Source organism: Dehalogenimonas sp. W, from assembly GCF_037094495.1.
In the GTDB taxonomy this organism is placed as follows: Bacteria; Chloroflexota; Dehalococcoidia; order Dehalococcoidales; family Dehalococcoidaceae; genus Dehalogenimonas; species Dehalogenimonas loeffleri.
In genome coordinates, this window is the sequence record NZ_CP146612.1 from 1,082,147 (window position 1) to 1,102,135 (window position 19,989).

The following is a 19,989-nucleotide window of genomic DNA, read 5'->3' on the forward strand; positions in this document are numbered from 1 at the left end:
ACAAGTAAATCCTGCTGATTTCTAATCTCAAATTATTATTTTGGAGGGCTGATTCTGGTATGGTTGATGATCGTGCTGATAATTGCGGTTATTTCATGGCCTTCCTGGATTATCGGTCCCATTTTATGAGCCAGATTATCATTGGTATCGCCGATCAATCTTAACCAGAAAGTGGTTTCTTTGGCCTCTTTCCTGACTATTGAGTAACAGTGAATAAAATCCTTTTTGGTCAGGCTTCCATCGGCCTCCTGGTCATTAGCTCCGATAGACGTGACGCACCTTAATAGCTGATTACTTATTATGGCATTAGAAGTTGTCTTTGGCAGTGTATCTACGAGTTTAATCGTTCGTAGTATGAACTGGTATATCCTTTCATGAATATCATAAGTTGGTTTGTCAGTTATTGAATTATTGGTAGTATTTGTGGCATTTGACATTGGTAGTATTTACCCGTTGCCCACGATTCTCATTATATCGTTAAACGTAACCAGGATGATGAGCGAAATCAGGAAGGCGAACCCGATAAAGTGGATTTTGCCTTCCGTTTGCGGGTCAATCCGCTTGCCGCGGCGCGCCCACTCCACCACCACGAAGGCGATGCGGCCGCCGTCCAGCGCCGGAATCGGCAACAGGTTCAGGATAGCCAAATTAAGTGACAGCAGCGCGGTGAATTCCAGCAACGGCGACAGTCCGGCCCGTGCAACGTCACCGACAATGGTGGCGATACCCACCGGCCCGGCCACCCCGCCCTCGGCGGTGCCGGCAATCATGGACAGAATACTGTTCTTGAATAGCACCAGCAGGTCAACGCTTTCATTGAAACCCCGGCCAATAGCCTGGAAGAACGGTACGCTTTCCCGTTCAATCACCACGTCTTTGGTGGTAGTTTGCAGGCCGACCGCGCCCTGGTCAGCCGGCGGTTCCCAGCGCGGGGTGACCGTCACTATTGAAGTAGTGCCGTCGGCATGGCGAATAACCATCTCCGAGGCTTCACCCAGGTTCATGAAGATGACGCGGCCCAGAACGGCGTTGTTGTCCAGTTCCCGGCCGGCGAAGCTGATTACCGTATCTCCCGCCACAATGCCCGCCGCCGCGGCGGGTGAATCCGGGGCGACCTCTACCACCTCAATGGCGCCCCGGGCGACATCGTGAGGGATAAGAAAGGCCCCGGTCAGCAGGATGAGCGGCAGCAGGGCGTTGATGACAGCCCCGGAAGCCAGTACCGTTATCCGCTTGGCGTGGCTTTTGGATGCCAGTGAGTCCGGCGCTTCGGGGTCTTCCTCACCGGACAGCTTGACGAAGCCGCCCAGCGGCAGCAGGTTGACGGAGTATTCGGTCTCACCCCGTTTGACGGCGAAGAGGCGCGGCGGGTAACCGACGCCGAATTCGTTGACCTTGACCCCGAACGCCTTGGCGGTGAAAAAGTGCCCCGCCTCGTGGGCCAGCACCAGGACACCCAGCACCAGGATGAAAGCTAATAATGTGAACAGCAATTAAAGACTCCTTGTCAGCTCGGTAACTTTTTGCCGCGCCCAGTGTTCCGCTGCGGCTATACTATCTAACGACGGGGTTCCCGTCGGGTTATGTTCCTCAAGAGACTGTTGGATCAGGCGGGCGATATCCCCGAACCCTATCCGTCCGGCCAGGAACCGGTTGACCGCTTCTTCACCGGCAGCGGCCAGCACTGCCGGGTAGGTATTACCTTTTTTACCGGCTTCAATAGCCAGTTTCAGGCAGGGAAAGCGTTGGTAATCCGGCGGGGCGAAATCCAGCTGACTGATTTTTGACCAGTCAGCCCGCGGCAGATTATCGTTACCCCAGCGCTCCGGATAAGAAAAGGCGTATTGGATGGGCAGGCGCATATCCGGCGGCGAAAGCTGGGCCTTGATGGCGCCATCGGCGAACTCTACCATGGAATGCACGATGCTTTGCGGGTGGATGACCACCTCAATACGGTCGTAATCCAGTCCGTACAGCCGGTGAGCTTCAATGACTTCCAGTCCCTTGTTGAGTAGGGTGGCGGAGTCAATGGTCACTTTCCGGCCCATTTTCCAGGAAGGGTGAGCCAGCGCCTGTTCCGGAGTTACCGCCGCAATCTGGTCCAAAGTGAAGGTGCGGAACGGGCCGCCGGAGGCGGTCAGGAGCAGTTTCTCCGGCGGCGACGTCTCGCCCACCAGACACTGCCAGATGGCTGAATGTTCGGAATCCACCGGGCGAATCTGAGCGCCGTACTTTTTGGCTTCCGCCATGATCAGGTCGCCGGCGGCCACCAGGCATTCTTTATTGGACAAGGCGATGATTTTGCCGGCCCGGGCTGCCGCCAGTGCCGGGGCTAAACCGGCGCCGCCCGGCAGTGCGATGACGACAATATCTATAACAGGGTGTGCTGCCATTTCTACCGGTGACAGGCATTTCAGGTTGCCGGGTTGGAAGTCTGGGTTGAGACAGGAAACATATTCCGGTTTAAATTCGGACACCTGCTGCTGGAACTCCGGCAGGTTGTTCCCGGCGGCCATGGCTTTTACTCGCAGTCGGTCGGGAAACTGCCTGATAACGTCAAGTGTTTGCCGTCCGATACTGCCGGTGCTGCCCAGAACAGCCAGATTAAGCGGAGAATTCATTACATAATAGTACCGTAAAAGGGGGTTCCGGGGCTAATCGGAAGAAGGGGAGATGTACCGGAAAGGCCTTAGTTTTGAAGGTTAGGACATCGTGACTTTAGTTCAGCCAGAAAAGACTCGCGGTTTGCCGGAGATATATAAGTCGTGCCGGAAAAGTAGTGCTTGCCATGCCGGATTTCAATCATATCGCTGGATAAGGCCATTGAAGAAGCCAGGCTTTTGAAGGGCTTCGCTGAAGTGATGCGCCCATAAGGAATACGTTCAAAGAACGGCCCCATCCGTGCCAGCAGGTATCTGTCATGGAATTCGTAATAAGTCCCGAACCAGACCCACAGTATTAAGGCGATACCCAGCAGACTTGCCGGCACAATAAACGCCCGCATTTCGGAAGGACTGATAACCACTGACACGCTTAGAATAGCCACCACTCCCCAGAGCAGAACGCTGAATCCGGTACTTTTACCTGATGGGTAGCGCATCATCTGAAAGTTCCTTTTGTTAAAATGGTGATTTGGCCTTGGCCTTCATGTAAGCCAGATCGTCCGGATGGATGGTTCTGGATTCATAATTGGCTCGTATCAGATCCAGATCTTTCAGGTCAAAGCGCGGTTTGCCGGCCAGCCGACATTTTTCCAGATGAGCGTAGAAATCCTGCATGAACAGGTTGACGGTGACATAAAACTCCCGGGCGGCGGGACAGTGCATCAGCAGGCCTATGCCTTCTTCGTCACCGGTATCCGGATTACGGGTGATGTTGAACGGGAATAGCCGGCAACCGAAAGGCCGCATCTTGTAACGGGTACATTTACTGCCGCTCAAGGCAGGGCAGGGGTATTTCAAGTAGGTCTTGCCGGCCCGTTTTTCCAGCCGGTAATAGCTTTTAAGCGTCAAGATTTCGTCCCGGGATAATACTACGCCGCGGTCCCAATGCCTTTCGTTCGGCCGGCAGCACTGACCGCACTGCTGGCATTTCAGGAAACTGGACACCAGGTATAGAGGCAGGAAAGACATCAACGACCATTCCGCCGGGCTGGCGGTCTGGCGATTGAAAGCCGGCAGATTAACCCCGATGATACGGCTGGTGCCGTGTTCTGCCAGCGCCCGGTCCCATCGGTCTTCCAGAATTTCGCGGGTCAGTAGTTCCGGTTCGCCCGCCGGGCTACCTGCGCCGGCAGACGGGTTATCGTTCGTATCCATGATGGTATTTTACCATTCAAGTCCGTCAGGGGGCTACTGGAGACGAACGAACGGCGGGCATTTGCCCGCCGTTCGTATCATAACCGGGTTTGTAAACTAGTGGGGATAGTAACCCGTGTGGGTCAGGAAACCGAATTCCGGCCCGACGGTGCCCCAGAACTGATCAACATAATTATCTCTGGAATGCGCGTCTACACCGCCGCGGTTCTGGCCGTAACCCATGAAGTCGTCCATATTGCGGAAGAAGCCGTTGAATAACGGCGTGGTTGAAGAGACACTCTTGATAACGGTGTGGATCATGCCGCCATCGTTGAGGATGGAAGTGAATGGGCAGTTGGCCAGACAGACGCCGCAGTAACCCGGTGCCCAGTTGGACTTGTAGGTGTTGCACTTGGGGTAAAGGAAGTCGTAATGTTTGATACCGGTCACCAGATAGGGCTGGCCGACCTCCCATGACGGCTCATCCGCGAAGGAGATAGCCTGGGGGACGCAGGTGTCGGCGCACTTCTTGCAGGTCTTGCAGAAGCGGGAGATACCGGCGTCAATGGGTGGTGTGGGCGCCAGGTCAAAGTCGGTCAGGAATGAGTCTGAACGTCGCAGGACGTTGCCGTGCTGCGGCATGATGCAGTTGATGCCGGTGCGGGAGATTTCGCCGATACCGGACAGCAATGTGTTGACCCCGGCGCCGCAGGAGAGGTTGTTGACCTTATAGCCCATGTTCTTGACGAACTGCTGAGTCTGGGCCATGGCGTTGGTGGATAGGATATAGCCGTAGGGGTTGGTAACCATGCCGGGGGCAGTGCGCATGGCTAGTTGCGGATGACGAACAGCCAGCACGAATGCATTCCGTGTATCGGTAGGCAGGTTCAGTTCAGCCCACATGGCCCTTTCAGTCTTGCTATTGAGTTCCCAGACACCCTGAGAGATAGAGCCGAAGAAACGGGAGGCGACGCGCATCATATGCAGGTTCTCTTCCGGAGTGCCCTGCCACTTGGCAACACCCAGGTCATCCGGCCCAAGGCCGGTATAGCCGGAGCGGGCGCCGTTGTTTATTGAAGCAGTTGCGTTTTTCAAGCCTTGGTCGCGCAGTGTCATACCTGCAACCTTTTCCTGGGCCCATTTCTTGTTGAGTTCGGCGGTATCGCGGGTGCCGTACATTCCGTCAACCATGGCGTACATTTCCTGAACACCGTTGTCCCATTCGGCGGATTTGCCGGCGCCGAATTTACCGGAGCGGTCAAACCGGGTGAGAACGTCCCAGTCAATTTCCATGGTGGGGTTTTCAAAATCGCGGTCCTTGACCCACCAGGGTTTTTTCCATTCTGTGGTGGACGCGGCCATAACCTCGTCCAGGTCGTGGAACTGGGGGGCGACCAGTCCGGCGGCGCCGAGGGTGGCGCCGGTCAGGCCGAGACCTTTCATGAAGTCGCGGCGTGATATTGTGGCATGAAATCTAGGCATAAAATATACTCCTCACTATTAATGATTTGGGTTTGAAATTTGGTTTGCGGTCTTTGCCGCGGTCATCCGGTCTCTCCCGAAGGTCCCTGGTGAAGACAATACCTCCTTTGCTGTGTCTGGCTGGTAATGTGGCGACATAAACATAGCGGTAACAAATAGTCACCAAGCCGCAAATATTATGCGGCTGAGGCGTTGTGAAGTCAATACGCCATTTGGCGTATATATAATAAGAATTAAGTTACCGAAAAGTGAATAATAAGAATACCAGGCAGCCGGCATCAACCAAATCAGGTTGGAATAGCTGTCGTACCAAGGGTATTATCTTATTGGATGAAGATGATAACGTAATAATAGACCAGCACGGCGGCGAAGACCACCGAGTCCATCCGATCCATAAAACCGCCGTGGCCGGGGATACTGTTGCCGGAGTCCTTGATGGCCATGTTGCGTTTGAACAACGATTCTACCAGATCGCCAGCCTGACCGACCGCGCTGGCCGCCAGGCCGAGCAGTCCGAGTTCCAAATAGCTGGCCGGCAGGTCAAACACCGCTTTGAGAATTAAGGCCATGATGACGGCACATACAGCACCACCGACCGCACCCTCCCAGCTTTTGTTCGGGCTGATGGACGGCGCCATTTTGTGTTTGCCAAAGACCCGGCCGATGAAGTAGGCAAATGTATCTGAAGCGGCGGTTACACCCAGGGCAAAGAAAACCCATTCCCTGCCGCCGTCCAGCCCGCGCAGCGCGACAATAAATGACAACAGCCAGCCGATATAGATGACCCCGGCCAGCGTCCAGGCCCAGCGGATGAATGCTTGCGAACGGTCGCCGGGTTTAAGCAGGTAAAGTAAAGACCCGGCGACGAAAGCGGCTAATAACGGTTCCAGGCCGTTGTCAAAATGCGGGCTGATAATAAATAGCACGGTGCCCACAGTGCCGATGACCGCAAACGGTTTGGCTTTGGTCAGGCCGACAACCTGATTAAATTCGCGGAGGGCCATCACGCCCCAGAAGATGACTCCGGCTGTCAGCCAGGGCAGGGGTTCGTCAAGCCAGATCAGCGCCAGCGCCAGCAGCGCCAGGACACAGCCGGAAATAACCCGTTTCTTCATTGCGGTTGCAGCCCCCCGAAACGCCGCTGCCGTCCGGCGTAATCGGTCAGCGCTTTTTCTATTTCCTGGTCATTGAAGTCCGGCCACAGAGTATCGGTGAAATACAGCTCGGCATATGCCGATTGCCATAACAGAAAATTGGACAGGCGCTGTTCGCCCCCGGTGCGGATGACCAGGTCCACGTCCGGCATGCCGGCGGAATCCAGCAGACGGCCGAATGTTGTCTCATCCAGGTCATCGGGTTTGATGCCTTGCCGGATAGCCTTACGGCCGGCTTCAATAATTTCGGTTCGGCCGCCGTAGTCAAAGGCAAAACCAGCCACCGCCCCGGTATTTTGGTGGGTTTTTTCCACTACCCGGTTGATACCGTGTTTCAAGCCCGGGGGTAATCGGTCCAGCCGTCCGAGGTGGCGGATAACCACGTTGTGTTCATCTAGTTTCCGGGTGGTTTCCTCCAGCGCCTCTGCCAGGAGCTTTAGTAGACCGCTGACTTCTGCGGCCGGCCTTTTCCAGTTTTCGGTGGAAAAGCTGAATAAGGTGATATAGGCGACCCCGGCGTCGGTCAGATAATTGATGACCTCCGGGATATTTTTTAAGCCGGCCTGATGGCCTGCCAGCCGCTCAAGGCCTTTATTAACCGCCCAACGGCCGTTGCCGTCCATGATAATGGCCACATGGCGGGGCGGGGTAAAAGACCGGTTGCTGTTTTGGTTCATTATATGCAGCTATTTTAGGCTTATTGGGCGGTTGGGGCAAGGCTTCGCCCCGCTGTCCCTCCACTTGCATGGAAATATCCGGATTGATATAATGGCAAGTTGTTTAATTCTGGAGGTGTGTCATTTACGCAATAGTTGAATCTGGTGGTAAGCAGTATAAGGTAACTGAAGGTCAGGTCTTTGATGTTGACCGCCTTGATGTTGAGGCCGGCGGTACCGTTGAATTTGAAAGAGTTTTACTTTTTTCTGACGGTGAAGCCATCACCACCGGTAAACCTACGGTTGAAGGTGCCAAAGTGGTTGCCAAAGCTGAAGGTAACGGTATGGGGGAGAAGGTTCGCGGTCTGCGTTACAAGAACAAGACCCGGGCGCATACCCGCACCGGCGGTAGGGCTCTTTTTACCCGGCTCAAGGTTGAGAGTATCGTCGCCCCGGCGAAGTAATTAAGGAGAATTTTTAAATGGCTCATAAAAAAGGCGGCGGTTCAAGCCGTAATGGTAGAGATTCAAAACCCAAGATGCTGGGCGTTAAGCGCTATGCCGGTGAAAAAGTTTTGGCCGGTACCATTCTGGTCCGCCAGCGCGGCACCCCGATTAAACCCGGCGAAAACGTCGGTGTCGGTCGGGATCACACTCTGTTTGCTTTAGCTGACGGTGTGGTGGCCTACAAACCTACCAGCAATAACAGGAGGATGGCCAGCGTTCAGACTGGTTAACTGATTATGAAAGAAAAACTGCATCCCAAATATTTCCCGGAAGCCAAGGTGACCTGCTCTTGCGGCAACGCTTTTACTCTCGGTTCCACCAAGCCGGAGATCAAAGTAGAGCTTTGCAACAAGTGTCATCCGTTTTATACCGGTGAGCGCCGCATGGTGGATACTGCCGGTCGCGTTGATCGTTTCAAACAGCGCTACGGCCTCAAGGATAAGTAAATAATCCCTTTACGGGTCAATAAAAAAGGGGCGGTTTTAAGCCGCCCCTTTTTGTTATCAGTTATTCTTCTTTGTTAGGGTGTTTTAAGTTTAGGTAAATTATGGCACAAAAATTTTATTACGGCGGCCAGGCGATTATTGAAGGCGTAATGATTCGCGGCCGGAAATCCCTGGTTTCTGCGGTGCGTCGCCCCAAGGGTGACATTGTCGTAGAGTCCAGGCGGCTCCCTAAAATATATACCGGCAAATTGCGGCAGCTGCCGTTTGTGCGGGGGATTGTTGTCCTGTTGGAGGCGATGGTGCTGGGCATTCAGGCGCTGATGCATTCTGCTGACGTTGCGCTGGAAGAAGAATCTGAAGAAATTTCGCCCTGGATGATGTGGGGACTGGTCGGGGTATCAACCGTGGTCTCAATCGCCATTTTCTTTTTAACACCGTTGTTTGTCACCCGGATATTTGACCAATGGCTGGAATCGGCTATTCTATTTAATATCGTTGAAGGCTTGATCAGGTTGCTGTTATTCGTCATTTATTTGAAACTTATCGGACGGATGGCCGATATTCGCCGGGTATTTGCCTATCATGGCGCTGAACATCAGACAATCAATGCCTTTGAGCACGGGGTTAAGCTGGAGCCAACGCTGGTGCGAGATTTCTCCACCGCCCATACTCGTTGCGGTACCAGCTTTCTGCTGGCGGTGATGGTTATCGCCATTGCTGTTTTCAGCCTTCTGGGTAAGCCGGAGCTCTGGCTGATGGTGTCTTCCCGAATCTTATTGTTGCCGGTTATTGCCGCTTTGAGCTATGAGTTCACCCGTTTTGCGGCGGGTCATGGCGGTAACGCTGTGGTGCGCTTCCTGACGCGGCCCGGGATGTGGCTACAGTCCATGACCACCCGCCAGCCGGAACTGGCTCAATTGGAGGTCGGCATTGCGGCTCTGAAACGTGCTTTGGTTGATGACGATCCAGCTCTGGCCGCAGAACTTTATCCAACCCCTGTTGAGACAGCAGCGGATGATGCACCGCAAGGGGACGAACCGTTGACTTGAAGGGCATCACCTTGCCGCCTAAATTGTCATAAATACTATGAAAATAGTAGAATTATAGCTTACCAAAACTAACCGATAAAGAAGGGCCATAGATATGGAAAAAGAAATTACTACCGGAACATTTAAAGTAAAAAGCGGCCTGGCGCAAATGCTTAAGGGTGGGGTCATTATGGATGTGACTACCCCGGAGCAAGCCAGGATAGCCGAAGACGCCGGTGCTTGTGCCGTAATGGCTTTGGAGCGCGTACCCTCTGATATCCGGGCGGCCGGCGGGGTCGCCCGCATGGCTGACCCCACCATCATTAAACAAATTATGGAAGCGGTCACCATTCCGGTCATGGCCAAGTGCCGTATCGGTCATTTTGTGGAGGCCCGGGTGCTGGAGTCCATGGGTGTGGATTTCATAGATGAATCCGAAGTACTGACTCCGGCCGACGAATCGTTCCATGTGTGGAAAAAAGACTTTACGGTGCCGTTTGTTTGCGGTTGTCGCGAACTTGGAGAGGCATTACGCCGTATCGGCGAAGGTGCCGCTATGATTCGTACCAAGGGTGAACCGGGCACCGGCAACGTAGTTGAAGCTGTCCGCCATATGCGCGCGGTCCAGGCTGGAATTCGGCGAGTGGTAGCGGCACCGCCTGAGGAGCTGACGGCGCTGGCCAAGGAGCTTAATGCACCATTTGAATTAGTTCAGCAGTTGCATCAAACCGGCAAGCTGCCGGTCGTGAACTTTGCCGCCGGCGGTATTGCAACCCCGGCTGATGCAGCGCTTATGATGCAACTCGGAGCTGAGGGTGTTTTTGTCGGCTCCGGTATTTTTAAATCGGCGGACCCGTCCAAGCGTGCCAAAGCCGTGGTTAAAGCCACTACTCACTATCAGGATGCGGCTATCATCGCCGAAGTTTCAGAAAACCTGGGTGAGGCGATGCACGGTTTGGAAATCGGCCAGATACCTGTCGACCAGCTGATGGCCAAAAGGGGCTGGTAGGCCGTTCCTTCCCCCATTCGTTGACAGCTATTAGTATTTGGTTTAGAATCTACTAACTTCCGCCGGAAAGGCGGCAACTCTTCGAGTTGCGGTAACCTACCGCGCAAGTCATGGTTCCGTGACCGGTGAACCGAAAGGTTCCAAGGGTACAGGTGGAAACGCCGGTGCCTCCCGTATTTGGAAAGGAGAGCCGATGAAAAGAATCTATTCGTGTGTGGAGATGCCTATTTCGTAGGTGTCTCCTTTTGTTTTCATTGGTTTCATTTGAGACCTTTCCTGATATGCCGGAGAGTTGCCTCTGTGCGGCGCAAGAAATAATGCGCGGAGGTTTATTTCAGGGAGCGGAACAGGGCGATTGCAGACGGTTACCGCAAGTCTCCCGATTATGCCGAGTACCCTCCCGGCGGACATCGGTTGTAGCAGAGGTAATCAGCTGCCAACACTGACTTGTCAGGTTGGGAATTTAACTTGTTTACAGTCAATTATCAGCAGGGAACTCTATTATTCAAGGCACCGGCATGCCTCGGGATAAGTAAGACATCAGGATTTCTGCTGGAGCAAATTCACGCTCGTTCCGCTCCCCACTCTTCAGCCCTCTGGAATAACAATTTCAATCGCAGCCGGTTCAAAATCATATACTATGGTGTATAATAGTGACATATGAAACTTGGCGGGAGGATTATTATGATCAGCGCTCGAAATCAATTCAAAGGCACGATTAAAAACGTTAAATTAGGCACGGTGATGGCTGAAGTCGTTGTTGAAGCCGGCGGGATGGAAATTGTCAGTTTAATTTCCCTCGCTTCCGTTGAATCAATGAATCTCAAAGTCGGTGATACGGTAACTACCATTATCAAATCAACCGAAGTAATGGTTGCTAAGGAACTTTAACGTCGGCGGTTTTGATTATGGTGGCTGGCTTAAGCTGCTGCCGTTGTGGTGCGCCTCGGGTGATAATTGATAAATAACGCCGCCGCCGCTCCGGCGATGCAAACCCACATGGCTACCGTCATGGCGGAACTTAACGCCAGAGAGAACTGCTCCGTCATCACCTGACTGATCAGCGTTTTTAAAAATTCCGGAGCGTCCGAGGTGACCGCTCCAGCCATTCCGCCTTCGCTCACGCCCTTCAAAATGGCGTCCTTGGCCGTTTGCGGCATAAAAGGGATACCTTCAAAAAAGATCCTCAGGTTGTTGACCATGTTGAATTGAAGCACTGCCCCCAGCACGGTAATCCCCAGCGTGGCACCAACCTGGCGCATGGTGGTCAGAATCCCGGAAGCCGTTCCGGAACGGGCCAGCGGAGCGGAGGCCATTACCACCGATGAGAGGGGGGCCATGACCAAACCCAAACCCAAACCGGCTAATCCCAGCGGCCAGGCCATCATTGCGGCGGGGACCTCCGGGTTTATTTGCGCCAACAGTGAGAAGGCCAGTGCCACCATTACCATGCCGGCAGACATCAGAAAACGCATCTGCAGGCGGTCTGCCAATCGTCCGGCCACCGGCGAAATAATCATTAAGGCTAATGATAGCGGTAGCACCACCAGCCCAGCATCCATCGGGGAGAAATCCCTGATCGCCTGAAGATACATCACTGAAAGAAATATCAAGCCTACCAGGCAGAACATAACAATTAATCCCAGAATGTTGCCAGCGGTAAAGGAGATGTTGCGGAAAAACACCAGGGGTATCAGGGGTGTGCGGGCTTTCGCTTCAATTACCAAAAATGCCGCCGCCGCGATGATGCCGGCACCGAATAATCCCAGCGTCACTACCGAAGTCCACCCCAGTGCTTGCCCCTCAATCAGTGCAAAGCTAATGGCACCTAATGCGATGGTGGCGGCGATGATACCCGGAAAATCAATCCTCCGAGTGGCGTTGGGGTCACATGATTCGGGTACTATTTTAAACGCAGCCACCAGTGCCGCGATACCCAGCGGGATATTTATCAGAAACACCCATTGCCAACCCAGTGTCCCCACCAGCAGGCCGCCGATGATCGGGCCCAGTGCGGCCGCCGCGCCAGCCGAGGCTCCCCAGATGCCCATGGCCAGGCCCCGCTGACCGCTTTGAAAGGTAATGTTCAGGATAGAGAGGGTCGCCGGCATCATAGCCGCACCGCCGGCTGCCTGGGCTATCCGTCCGGCTATCAACCAGCCGATATTTGGCGCCAGACCGCACAGGAGGGAAGAAACGGTGAATACCAGCAGGCCGCCGGTGAAAAGCCGTTTGCGGCCAAAAATATCCCCCAGCCGGCCCATGGTAATCAACAGTATTGCGAATACCAGCACATAGGCGTTGAGCACCCACTCGGCGTCCGCCAGTGAGGCCGGCAGTCGTTCCATGATGTCCGGCAGGGCGATGTTCACAATGGTGACATCCAGGTTTATCATGAACAGCGCTGCTGAAAGTACCGCCAGCACCAGCCATTTACTATATTGGGCTGGTGTGGTGCCGGTGGATTTCAGGTTCATCATGGAAGTCCAATTCTATAGGGGCTTCCCCAGACTGTCAAAACGTTCCAGCTTCTCGGTTTCAGTTTAAAATGTTAGAATAGCGGACGTAGAAAACAACCCGCGAGGAGTAAGCTATGTCTGGACATTCAAAATGGGCTACCATAAAACACCAGAAAGGCGCGGCTGATGCCAAGCGCGGGCAACTCTTCACCAAACTCTCCCGCGAAATCATCCTGGCCTCCAAAGAAGGCGGGCCGGACCCTGATATGAATGCCAGACTGCGTCTGGCGGTTCAAAAAGCCAAAGACGCGCGCATGCCCTCCGACAATATTGACCGGGCGATTAAAAAAGGCAGTGGACAGCTTGAGGGCGAAACCTTATTGGAACTCACCCTGGAGGGCTACGGACCGGGTGGTGTGGCGGTGCTGGTTCACGCGGTATCAGACAACCGTAACCGGGCTATTCAGGAAGTGCGTCATCTTTTTACCAAGAGCGGCGGCGCCATGGGCGAAGCCGGCTGTGTCGCCTGGATTTTTGATTCCAAAGGCACCATAACTGTTCCGGCTGCCGGACAGGATATTGATGAATTGACCCTTGAAGTCATTGATGCCGGGGCTGAAGACGTTAAACCCGATGAAGAATATTTAGAAATTATTACCGCACCTGATCAGTTGGAAGCCGTCCGGCAGGCGATTGAGGCTAAAGGCCTGACCATTGAAAATTCCGGCCTGGACATGCAGCCGAAAACCCAGATAGAGTTGGACGATGATACTGCCATGCAGGTGCTCAAGCTATTGACAGCCATGGAAGAATTGGATGACGTGCAAAATGTCTATTCCAACGCTGATTTCTCTCCCGAGGCCCTGGAAAAGTTTCAGGCTGCCTAGATGAGGGTTTTGGGCGTTGACCCCGGCACCCTGCGTCTTGGTTTCGGTGTCGTTGACGCCGAAGGGGCCTCGGTGGTCTATGTCTCCAGCGGAACGGTGAAGTGCTCTGATAAGCTGCCGGTGCCGGAGCGCCTGAAACTGCTCTATGCTGAACTGGAAAAAGTCATTCGCTTGCACAAGCCTGATTGTGCCGCCGTGGAGAGTCCGTTTTTTTCAGTAAACGCCCGCTCTGCACTGGCAATCGGCAAAGCTCAGACAGTGGCCATTCTGGCTGCGGTCAATGCCGGTCTGGAGGTTTTTGAATACCCCCCGGCTTTAATTAAATCACATATTGCCGGTTTCGGCGCCTCAACCAAGGACCAGGTTACAAGCATGGTGATGCTGCAGTTGCGGTTGACCGAACCCCTCTCCTCACCGGATGCCGCCGATGCTCTCGCCTGTGCCTTGTGCCACATCCAGGAAGCCCGCAGGACAGCGGTCATTCGCGCTTCTCAGGCTTGATTTAAGCCGGGCTGCCAAGGTAGCGAGCCTACTTGCCGGACCATCGGGAAGTTACAAGCCGGTAACCCAGATGGATAAAGGCCAAACCCACGATGGCTACCACCATTTGAAGAGCCATGTTTTCAGCGGCAAAGGCAACGTATTCTGTTTCCAGAACCACGTTAATCAGGATCACAATCCCTATTATGCCTGAGACTATTCCAACCGGTATTTTCCACATTATCAGCCCCCTGTAATTCCGGAATCGGGCAATCCTTAAACTGTCACCAATACCGGCAACACCATCGGTCGCCGCCGGGTTTTTTCGTAATAGTATTTTGCCAGCAGGTCCCTTACCTTGTTGGAAATAACGGCCGAATCAGCAACGTATTGGGTCTCCGTATCAAACATCTTTACCACCAGATCCCGGCTGGATTCAATGAGCGCCTTGCCGGTGTCCGGATCAACAAAACCCCGCGAGACGATATCCGGCCGGACGACCAGGTGTCCGGATTCAGCGTCAAGGGTGACGATGGCTACCACGATGCCGTCCTGAGCCAGCATTTTACGGTTCCTCAGCACTACGCCATTAATATCACCAACGGAAATACCGTCAACATAAACGTTGCTTGCCGGGGCGTGGCCGACTATTTTACCGCCCTGCGGGCTTAATTCAAGTATGTCTCCATCTTCAAGGGTGAAAATATTTTCTTTGGCAACCCCCATCTGTTCTGCCAACTGGGAATGCAGTTTCAGATGACGGTATTCACCGTGCACCGGTACGAAGTACTGAGGCCGGATGAGGCTCTGGAGCAGTCTTAATTCTTCCTGAGAGGCATGACCATGCACATGGACCTTGGCCACCCGGTCATAAAAGACCTGGGCTCCCAGCTTGAACAGGCTGTCAATCGTTTTGGAAACAACTGATTCGTTACCAGGTATGGGCGAGGCGGAAATGATAATGGTATCATCCTTTTTGATCTGCACCTCACGATGTTCCCCGTTGGCAATCCGCACCAGGGCAGATGTTGGTTCACCCTGAGATCCGGTGGTGATCAAGGCCACGCGGTTGGGCGGTAACCGGTTCATTTCAGAGAGTTCGCCGATAAGTCCATCAGGGGCTTTCAGATAACCCAGCCTGAGGGCCATTTTAACGATTTCACTCATACTCCGGCCGGCAATGAATATGCGGCGGTTGTACTTGACCGCAGCGTCCATCACCTGTTGAATACGGGCGACCAGCGAGGCGAAAGTAGTGACAATTACCCGGCCCGGAGCGTTGGACATGACTGCGGAAATGGTCTCGCCGACTACTTTTTCCGATGGGGTGTAGCCCGGAATTTCCACATGAGTGGAGTCCGCCAGTAACAACAGAACGCCTTCGGAACCTATCTGGGCCAGACGGGACAGGTCGCATGTTTTACCGTCTACCGGAGTATAGTCCAGTTTGAAATCCCCGGAGTGTACGATGGTGCCGACGGGAGTTCGGATTATCAGTCCGGCCGCATCTGGAATGGAATGGCACATGGCGACGAATTCAACGCTGAAAACGCCGAGCTTGATGACATCGCCGGCTTTGGTTTCATGCACCTTGTTGCTGGCATGAACCCGGGCTTCCTTGAGCTTAACGGTAATCAGTCCGTGAGGCAGCGGCGCACAATAAATCGGGGCGTCCAGTTGAGGCAGGATGTAGGGCAGCGCCCCGATATGGTCCTCGTGACCGTGGGTGATGACGATACCCCTGATCTTGTCCTTGCGTTCCAACAGGTAGCTGATGTCCGGAATGACCAGGTCAATTCCGGGCATATCTTCCTCAGGGAACATCAAACCGCAGTCAATGATCATGATGTCATCACCATATTCAATGACCATCATGTTCTTGCCGATTTCACCCAAACCGCCCAGCGGGATTAAGCGCAAACGGTTAGCTTTTCGGCCTGTGGTGGCTGGTGACTGACTAGAAGTTGAAGAGGTCAAGCTGCCGGACGGCTGGTTCCGCCGCCCGGTTCTGGGTGGGTTCTGGTTTTTCACTTTGTTTTAATTCCTTAATTATTATTGGTAATTTGGCTATATCAGCCAATATGGTGGTTCTCAGGTTGCCCTGGTGCAGGGCGGCAGCCGGGTGATACATGGCGAAGCAAATCAAATCGCCTTGTTTTTCCCACTGGCCGTGAATCCGGCTGATGGCTTTACCGGGGAAAAACCGGTTCATGGAGTATCGGCCGAGAGTGACGATAACCTTAGGTTTAATTATCTCCAATTGCCGGTCCAACCACGGTTTGCAGGCTTCTATTTCCTCCGGCAACGGGTCGCGGTTGCCCGGCGGCCGGCTCTTGATGATGTTGGTGATAAACACATCTTCCCGTTTAAGACCGATTGATTCAATCAATGTGGTCAGGAATTTACCGGCGGCGCCGCAAAAAGGCCGGCCGGTATTGTCCTCATTGAATCCCGGGGCTTCGCCGATAAACATTATCTCTGCCTCCGGATTGCCCTCACCCGGCACGGCACAATTTCGCGTCCCGGCCAAAGCGCATCGCTGACAGCCTTGGATTTCCCGGGCAAGATTATCAAGCAGGCTGGATTGGTCGGTCATGGTTAATTATCTTCTTGAATGCGTTGCCTTTCAGGCATATTAACACCCGTGCCCGTTTGAGTCAATCGGCGGTACCTTTCCGTCAGCTTTTTAAAGACTCAGTTCAGCAGGCTTATAATATAGGATAACTCAGCTGTCTCCTTTTTTATGATATGGTAGAATACATAATTAGTGTTCCAACGTTATACATAGTGAAGTCAGCCCCTTCCGGGAAAAAAAGAGGTTTTTATAAATGTTCAAGAAATTATTTGGCGGCATGGCGGATTCCAACGAAAAGGAAATCAAGAAACTGGGGCCGCTGGTTGAAGCAGTTAACCGGCTTGAGCCGGAATACCATCAACTGACCGATGATGCCTTGAAGGCCAAAACCGCTGAGTTTAAAGCCATGATTCAGGCTGAGTATGCTGACCTGGCGCAGGATATTGAAGTATTAAGAAGCCAGTTGGCAGTTACTGTCGGCCCCAACGAGCGCAATAAAATTAAAGATAAGATTCTCACCCTGGAGAATGCCTGTTTTGAAGCCGTCATGCCCCAGGCCTTTGCCGCTGTGCGGGAAGCCGCCCGGCGCACTTTGGGTCTGCGTCATTATGACGTTCAACTTATCGGGGGTGCGGTGCTGCATGGAGGTAAAATCGCTGAGATGAAGACTGGTGAAGGTAAAACGCTGGTGGCCACGTTGTCGCTGTATCTTAATTCCTTGCTGGGCAAGGGCGCTCATCTGGTCACTCAGAATGATTATCTGGCCCGCCGTGACGCCTACTGGATGGGTCCGGTTTATCACGCCCTGGGCGTCACCGTGGCATCAATCTATCCCATGCAGACGCCGGATGAGCACCAGCCGTCACGCCTTTATGACCCCACGTATAACTCCGGCAAGGACAATGATCCCTGGCTGCACTATCGACCGGTCAAGCGTCAGGAAGCCTATGCTGCCGACATCACTTACGGCACCTCGGCGGAGTTCGGCTTTGATTATTTACGGGATAATATGGTGATGGATCTCACCGGTGTCGTCCAGCGCCCGGAGGGTCCGTATTTCGCCATTGTGGATGAAGTGGATAACCTGTTGATTGATGAGGCGCGTACGCCGCTGATTATCAGTGCCCCGGATGTTGAAGCCGGTAAATTGTACGAATCGTTTGCCAAACTGGTGACCCGGTTACGTTCCGGAGAAGATTATGAGCCCAAGCAGAAAGAACGCCAGGCCGAATTGACCGAAGAAGGCTGGATTAAGTTTGAGAATCTGGTTAAACGTGAGGGACTGCTGAAAGCCGAGAGTGTTTATGACCCCCAGAATGCGCCGCTGATCCGGCACCTGCGTAATGCGCTTGCCGCCAAAGAGTTTTATCAGCGTGACCGGCAATATGTGGTGGACCGCGATCCCGACGGTGGTGTCGGCATCGTAATTGTTGATGAATTTACCGGCCGCAAGATGGTCGGACGCCGTTATTCGGAAGGTTTGCATCAGGCGATTGAAGCTAAAGAAGGGGTGAAAATCCGGCAGGAAACCAAAACCTACGCCTCCATCACTATCCAGAACTACTTTCGGATGTATGACAAGCTCTGCGGCATGACCGGTACCGCTCTGACTGAGGCCGAAGAATTTTCCCGCATTTATAACTTGGAAGTCGTGGCGGTGCCCACCCATCGGCCCATTATCCGCGATGATCATACTGATTATATCTACAAGGATCTGGCCTCCAAGTTCAAAGCGGTGGTGCGTGAAGTAGAAGAAACCCGTGCCGCCGGCCGGCCGGTGCTGCTGGGTACGGTATCCATTGAGAACTCCGACCTTATCTCCGACATGCTCAAACGCAAGGGGATTGCCCATGAAGTCCTGAATGCCAAGAAACATGAACGGGAGGCGGCTATCGTTGCCGAGGCGGGCAAACCCAGTGCCGTCACCGTGGCCACCAACATGGCCGGCCGCGGCGTGGACATCATTCTGGGCGGCAAGCTGGAGGGTTATGAACCCCTGGCTGACCTGAAGGAACATCTGGCCGATGAAATCGCCAAAGTGCCGCAGGTCCGGGAAAAACTGGCCGCATTTGAAGCAGGAATCGCCAAAAACGAAGCGGAAATTGTTCAAATCCAAGGGCAAATCAACACCAAACGCCTGGAGCTTATCCAGGAGATAAAAGCCGATCCTGAAGCGGCGGAACACAGTGGCCGGCTCGCTGAAATTGCCGCCCTTGAAACCCAGCTTGCAGATATTGCCGGGAAATACCTGGCTGACTACAGCGCTCAGGTAGCCGTCCTGGCCGGAGAACTGCCGGAAAGCCCGAAAAAACTGGAGTGCAGTATTGATACCGGGCTTTGCCGGAAAGTCATTGACAAGGAAGGCAAACACTTTAAGGATTGGCTGCAATACTATATTGCCGTCGTCAAGGCCGGCGGCCTGCACGTCATAGGAACGGAGCGCCATGAGGCTCGCCGCATTGACAACCAGCTCCGGGGCCGCGCCGGCCGCCAGGGTGATCCCGGTTCGTCCCGTTTCTTCGTTTCCCTGGAAGATGACATCATGCGTCGTTTCGGCGGCGATATGGTTCGGGGATTGATGGAGCGTTTTGGTTTTGATGAAAATACCCCCATTGAAAATAAAATGATTTCCAACTCCATTGAAAACTCTCAGAAGCGGGTGGAAGGCTACAATTTTGATATTCGCAAGAACCTGGTGGAGTATGACGACGTGGTTAACAAACACCGCGAGATTATCTACGGGGAACGTCACAAGATACTGGCCGGGGCGGATCTCAAGTCCAATATCTTGAACATGGTTCACCAGGAAATTGACGATATTGTGGCGAGCCGCCTGTCCGGGCTGGATTATCAGGACTGGGACATTGACGGACTGACGGCTGATTTGGGAGGCGTTATGCCCCAGCCCGAAGGCTTCACGGCGGACGTCATCGCCCGGATGTCTGCTGAAGAAGTCGCCGATTTTCTTAAGGCCGGTGCTACTGCTTTGTATGACAAGAAGGAGCAGGAACTTACCGCGCCTGTCATGAGGCAAATAGAGCGTCATTTGATGCTCCGGGTTATGGACGGGTTGTGGATAGAGCATTTGACCTACGTTGAACATCTCCGCTTGGAAGCTGGTTGGCAAACGCTCAGGCAGATAAAAGCGGTAGATGCGTATAAAAATCAGGGTTTTGCTGCTTTTCAGGACCTGCTGGACGGTATCAGACATGATGTGGTGCACACCATATTTAAGGTTCAGGTCGTCAAACAGGGTCCGGGCACAGCGATGCCGGCCGGTGCTCAAGCCAAACAAGCACCGCTGGCTGCGGCCGTTTCAGCATCGGCCGCGGCGGTTTCGTCTCCCATGCAGGCGGTGGCTGCGCCTCAGAACGTTACTCGGGCAGTTAAAGATGCTGAAGGTCATAAGGTTGGCCGCAACGATGATTGCCCTTGTGGTTCCGGGAAAAAATTTAAGAAATGCTGCGGCGCCTGATCTGTACGCCGGATTTGAAGGGTCGGCCACACTTT

General features: G+C 53.6%; 21 protein-coding genes and 1 riboswitch. Of the genes, 9 read left to right on the top strand and 12 right to left on the bottom strand.

The annotated features are described in order from the left end of the window. Nucleotides 1–35: 35 nt before the first annotated feature. The 8 genes from V8247_RS05610 to uppS form a co-directional block, all read right to left on the bottom strand. A complete protein-coding gene (locus V8247_RS05610; RefSeq protein ID WP_338736861.1) occupies nucleotides 36–437 on the bottom strand; it encodes a four helix bundle protein in 402 nt (133 codons plus the stop codon). A 9-nt stretch (nucleotides 438–446) separates the two neighbouring features. Next, nucleotides 447–1,493 (bottom strand): site-2 protease family protein, encoded by a 1,047-nt coding sequence (locus V8247_RS05615; protein ID WP_338736862.1) that lies wholly within the window; start codon nucleotides 1,491–1,493, stop codon nucleotides 447–449. Beyond that, nucleotides 1,494–2,621: a 1-deoxy-D-xylulose-5-phosphate reductoisomerase gene (gene dxr / locus V8247_RS05620; RefSeq protein ID WP_338736863.1), complete on the bottom strand. Its 1,128-nt coding sequence runs from the start codon at nucleotides 2,619–2,621 to the stop codon at nucleotides 1,494–1,496. 68 nt (nucleotides 2,622–2,689) lie between these two features. Next, complete coding sequence (locus V8247_RS05625) at nucleotides 2,690–3,103, bottom strand: PH domain-containing protein (protein WP_338736864.1); 414 nt, start codon at nucleotides 3,101–3,103, stop codon at nucleotides 2,690–2,692. Between the two features lie 16 nt (nucleotides 3,104–3,119). Then, complete coding sequence (locus V8247_RS05630; protein ID WP_338736865.1) at nucleotides 3,120–3,818, bottom strand: YkgJ family cysteine cluster protein; 699 nt, start codon at nucleotides 3,816–3,818, stop codon at nucleotides 3,120–3,122. A gap of 96 nt (nucleotides 3,819–3,914) precedes the next feature. Further along, nucleotides 3,915–5,279 (bottom strand): reductive dehalogenase, encoded by a 1,365-nt coding sequence (locus V8247_RS05635; protein ID WP_338736866.1) that lies wholly within the window; start codon nucleotides 5,277–5,279, stop codon nucleotides 3,915–3,917. 323 nt (nucleotides 5,280–5,602) lie between these two features. Then, nucleotides 5,603–6,394: a phosphatidate cytidylyltransferase gene (locus V8247_RS05640; protein ID WP_338736867.1), complete on the bottom strand. Its 792-nt coding sequence runs from the start codon at nucleotides 6,392–6,394 to the stop codon at nucleotides 5,603–5,605. Next, nucleotides 6,391–7,110: a polyprenyl diphosphate synthase gene (gene uppS, locus V8247_RS05645; protein WP_338736868.1), complete on the bottom strand. Its 720-nt coding sequence runs from the start codon at nucleotides 7,108–7,110 to the stop codon at nucleotides 6,391–6,393. The genes V8247_RS05640 and uppS overlap by 4 nt, the downstream gene beginning before the upstream one ends. 122 nt (nucleotides 7,111–7,232) lie before the next feature. Between uppS and rplU the strand changes: the two genes are divergently transcribed. From rplU to V8247_RS05675, 6 genes are all read left to right on the top strand, one after another. Further along, entirely contained in the window at nucleotides 7,233–7,553 is a 321-nt protein-coding gene (gene rplU / locus V8247_RS05650; RefSeq protein ID WP_338739328.1) for a 50S ribosomal protein L21, read from the top strand. Between the two features lie 17 nt (nucleotides 7,554–7,570). Next, nucleotides 7,571–7,825: a 50S ribosomal protein L27 gene (gene rpmA / locus V8247_RS05655; RefSeq protein WP_338736869.1), complete on the top strand. Its 255-nt coding sequence runs from the start codon at nucleotides 7,571–7,573 to the stop codon at nucleotides 7,823–7,825. Nucleotides 7,826–7,831: 6 nt separating this feature from the next. After that, nucleotides 7,832–8,041 carry a 50S ribosomal protein L31 gene (gene rpmE, locus V8247_RS05660; RefSeq protein ID WP_338736870.1) on the top strand — a complete coding sequence of 70 codons (210 nt, stop codon included), beginning with the start codon at nucleotides 7,832–7,834 and terminating at the stop codon, nucleotides 8,039–8,041. A gap of 101 nt (nucleotides 8,042–8,142) precedes the next feature. Beyond that, nucleotides 8,143–9,090: a DUF1385 domain-containing protein gene (locus V8247_RS05665; protein WP_338736871.1), complete on the top strand. Its 948-nt coding sequence runs from the start codon at nucleotides 8,143–8,145 to the stop codon at nucleotides 9,088–9,090. 94 nt (nucleotides 9,091–9,184) lie between these two features. Then, nucleotides 9,185–10,078 carry a pyridoxal 5'-phosphate synthase lyase subunit PdxS gene (gene pdxS, locus V8247_RS05670; protein WP_338736873.1) on the top strand — a complete coding sequence of 298 codons (894 nt, stop codon included), beginning with the start codon at nucleotides 9,185–9,187 and terminating at the stop codon, nucleotides 10,076–10,078. Between the two features lie 67 nt (nucleotides 10,079–10,145). After that, nucleotides 10,146–10,282: riboswitch (molybdenum cofactor riboswitch) on the top strand. 480 nt (nucleotides 10,283–10,762) lie between these two features. After that, the gene (locus V8247_RS05675; protein WP_375340857.1) at nucleotides 10,763–10,969 is read left to right on the top strand and encodes a molybdopterin-binding protein; all 207 of its coding nucleotides are present in this window, start codon (nucleotides 10,763–10,765) and stop codon (nucleotides 10,967–10,969) included. A gap of 29 nt (nucleotides 10,970–10,998) precedes the next feature. On the opposite strand, the gene V8247_RS05680 is transcribed toward V8247_RS05675, so the two are convergent. Then, a complete protein-coding gene (locus tag V8247_RS05680; protein ID WP_338736874.1) occupies nucleotides 10,999–12,558 on the bottom strand; it encodes a DHA2 family efflux MFS transporter permease subunit in 1,560 nt (519 codons plus the stop codon). A gap of 113 nt (nucleotides 12,559–12,671) precedes the next feature. On the opposite strand from V8247_RS05680, the gene V8247_RS05685 reads away from it, so the two are divergent. Continuing rightward, nucleotides 12,672–13,424 carry a YebC/PmpR family DNA-binding transcriptional regulator gene (locus tag V8247_RS05685; RefSeq protein WP_338736875.1) on the top strand — a complete coding sequence of 251 codons (753 nt, stop codon included), beginning with the start codon at nucleotides 12,672–12,674 and terminating at the stop codon, nucleotides 13,422–13,424. Further along, on the top strand, nucleotides 13,425–13,925 hold the full coding sequence (gene ruvC / locus V8247_RS05690; protein ID WP_338736876.1) for a crossover junction endodeoxyribonuclease RuvC: 501 nt from the start codon (nucleotides 13,425–13,427) through the stop codon (nucleotides 13,923–13,925). It begins immediately after the preceding gene. Nucleotides 13,926–13,953: 28 nt separating this feature from the next. On the opposite strand, the gene V8247_RS05695 is transcribed toward ruvC, so the two are convergent. From V8247_RS05695 to V8247_RS05705, 3 genes are read right to left on the bottom strand one after another with little or no spacing between them, the layout of a single operon-like run. Next, nucleotides 13,954–14,145 carry a hypothetical protein gene (locus V8247_RS05695; protein WP_338736877.1) on the bottom strand — a complete coding sequence of 64 codons (192 nt, stop codon included), beginning with the start codon at nucleotides 14,143–14,145 and terminating at the stop codon, nucleotides 13,954–13,956. Nucleotides 14,146–14,180: 35 nt separating this feature from the next. Further along, complete coding sequence (locus tag V8247_RS05700; protein WP_338736878.1) at nucleotides 14,181–15,824, bottom strand: ribonuclease J; 1,644 nt, start codon at nucleotides 15,822–15,824, stop codon at nucleotides 14,181–14,183. Nucleotides 15,825–15,861: 37 nt separating this feature from the next. Beyond that, nucleotides 15,862–16,500, bottom strand: a complete 639-nt coding sequence (locus tag V8247_RS05705) for a uracil-DNA glycosylase (protein ID WP_338736879.1) — start codon at nucleotides 16,498–16,500, stop codon at nucleotides 15,862–15,864. Between the two features lie 232 nt (nucleotides 16,501–16,732). Here V8247_RS05705 and secA point away from each other — a divergent pair, with 232 nt between their 5' ends. Next, entirely contained in the window at nucleotides 16,733–19,954 is a 3,222-nt protein-coding gene (secA, locus tag V8247_RS05710; RefSeq protein ID WP_338736880.1) for a preprotein translocase subunit SecA, read from the top strand. The last annotated feature ends 35 nt before the right edge of the window (nucleotides 19,955–19,989 follow it).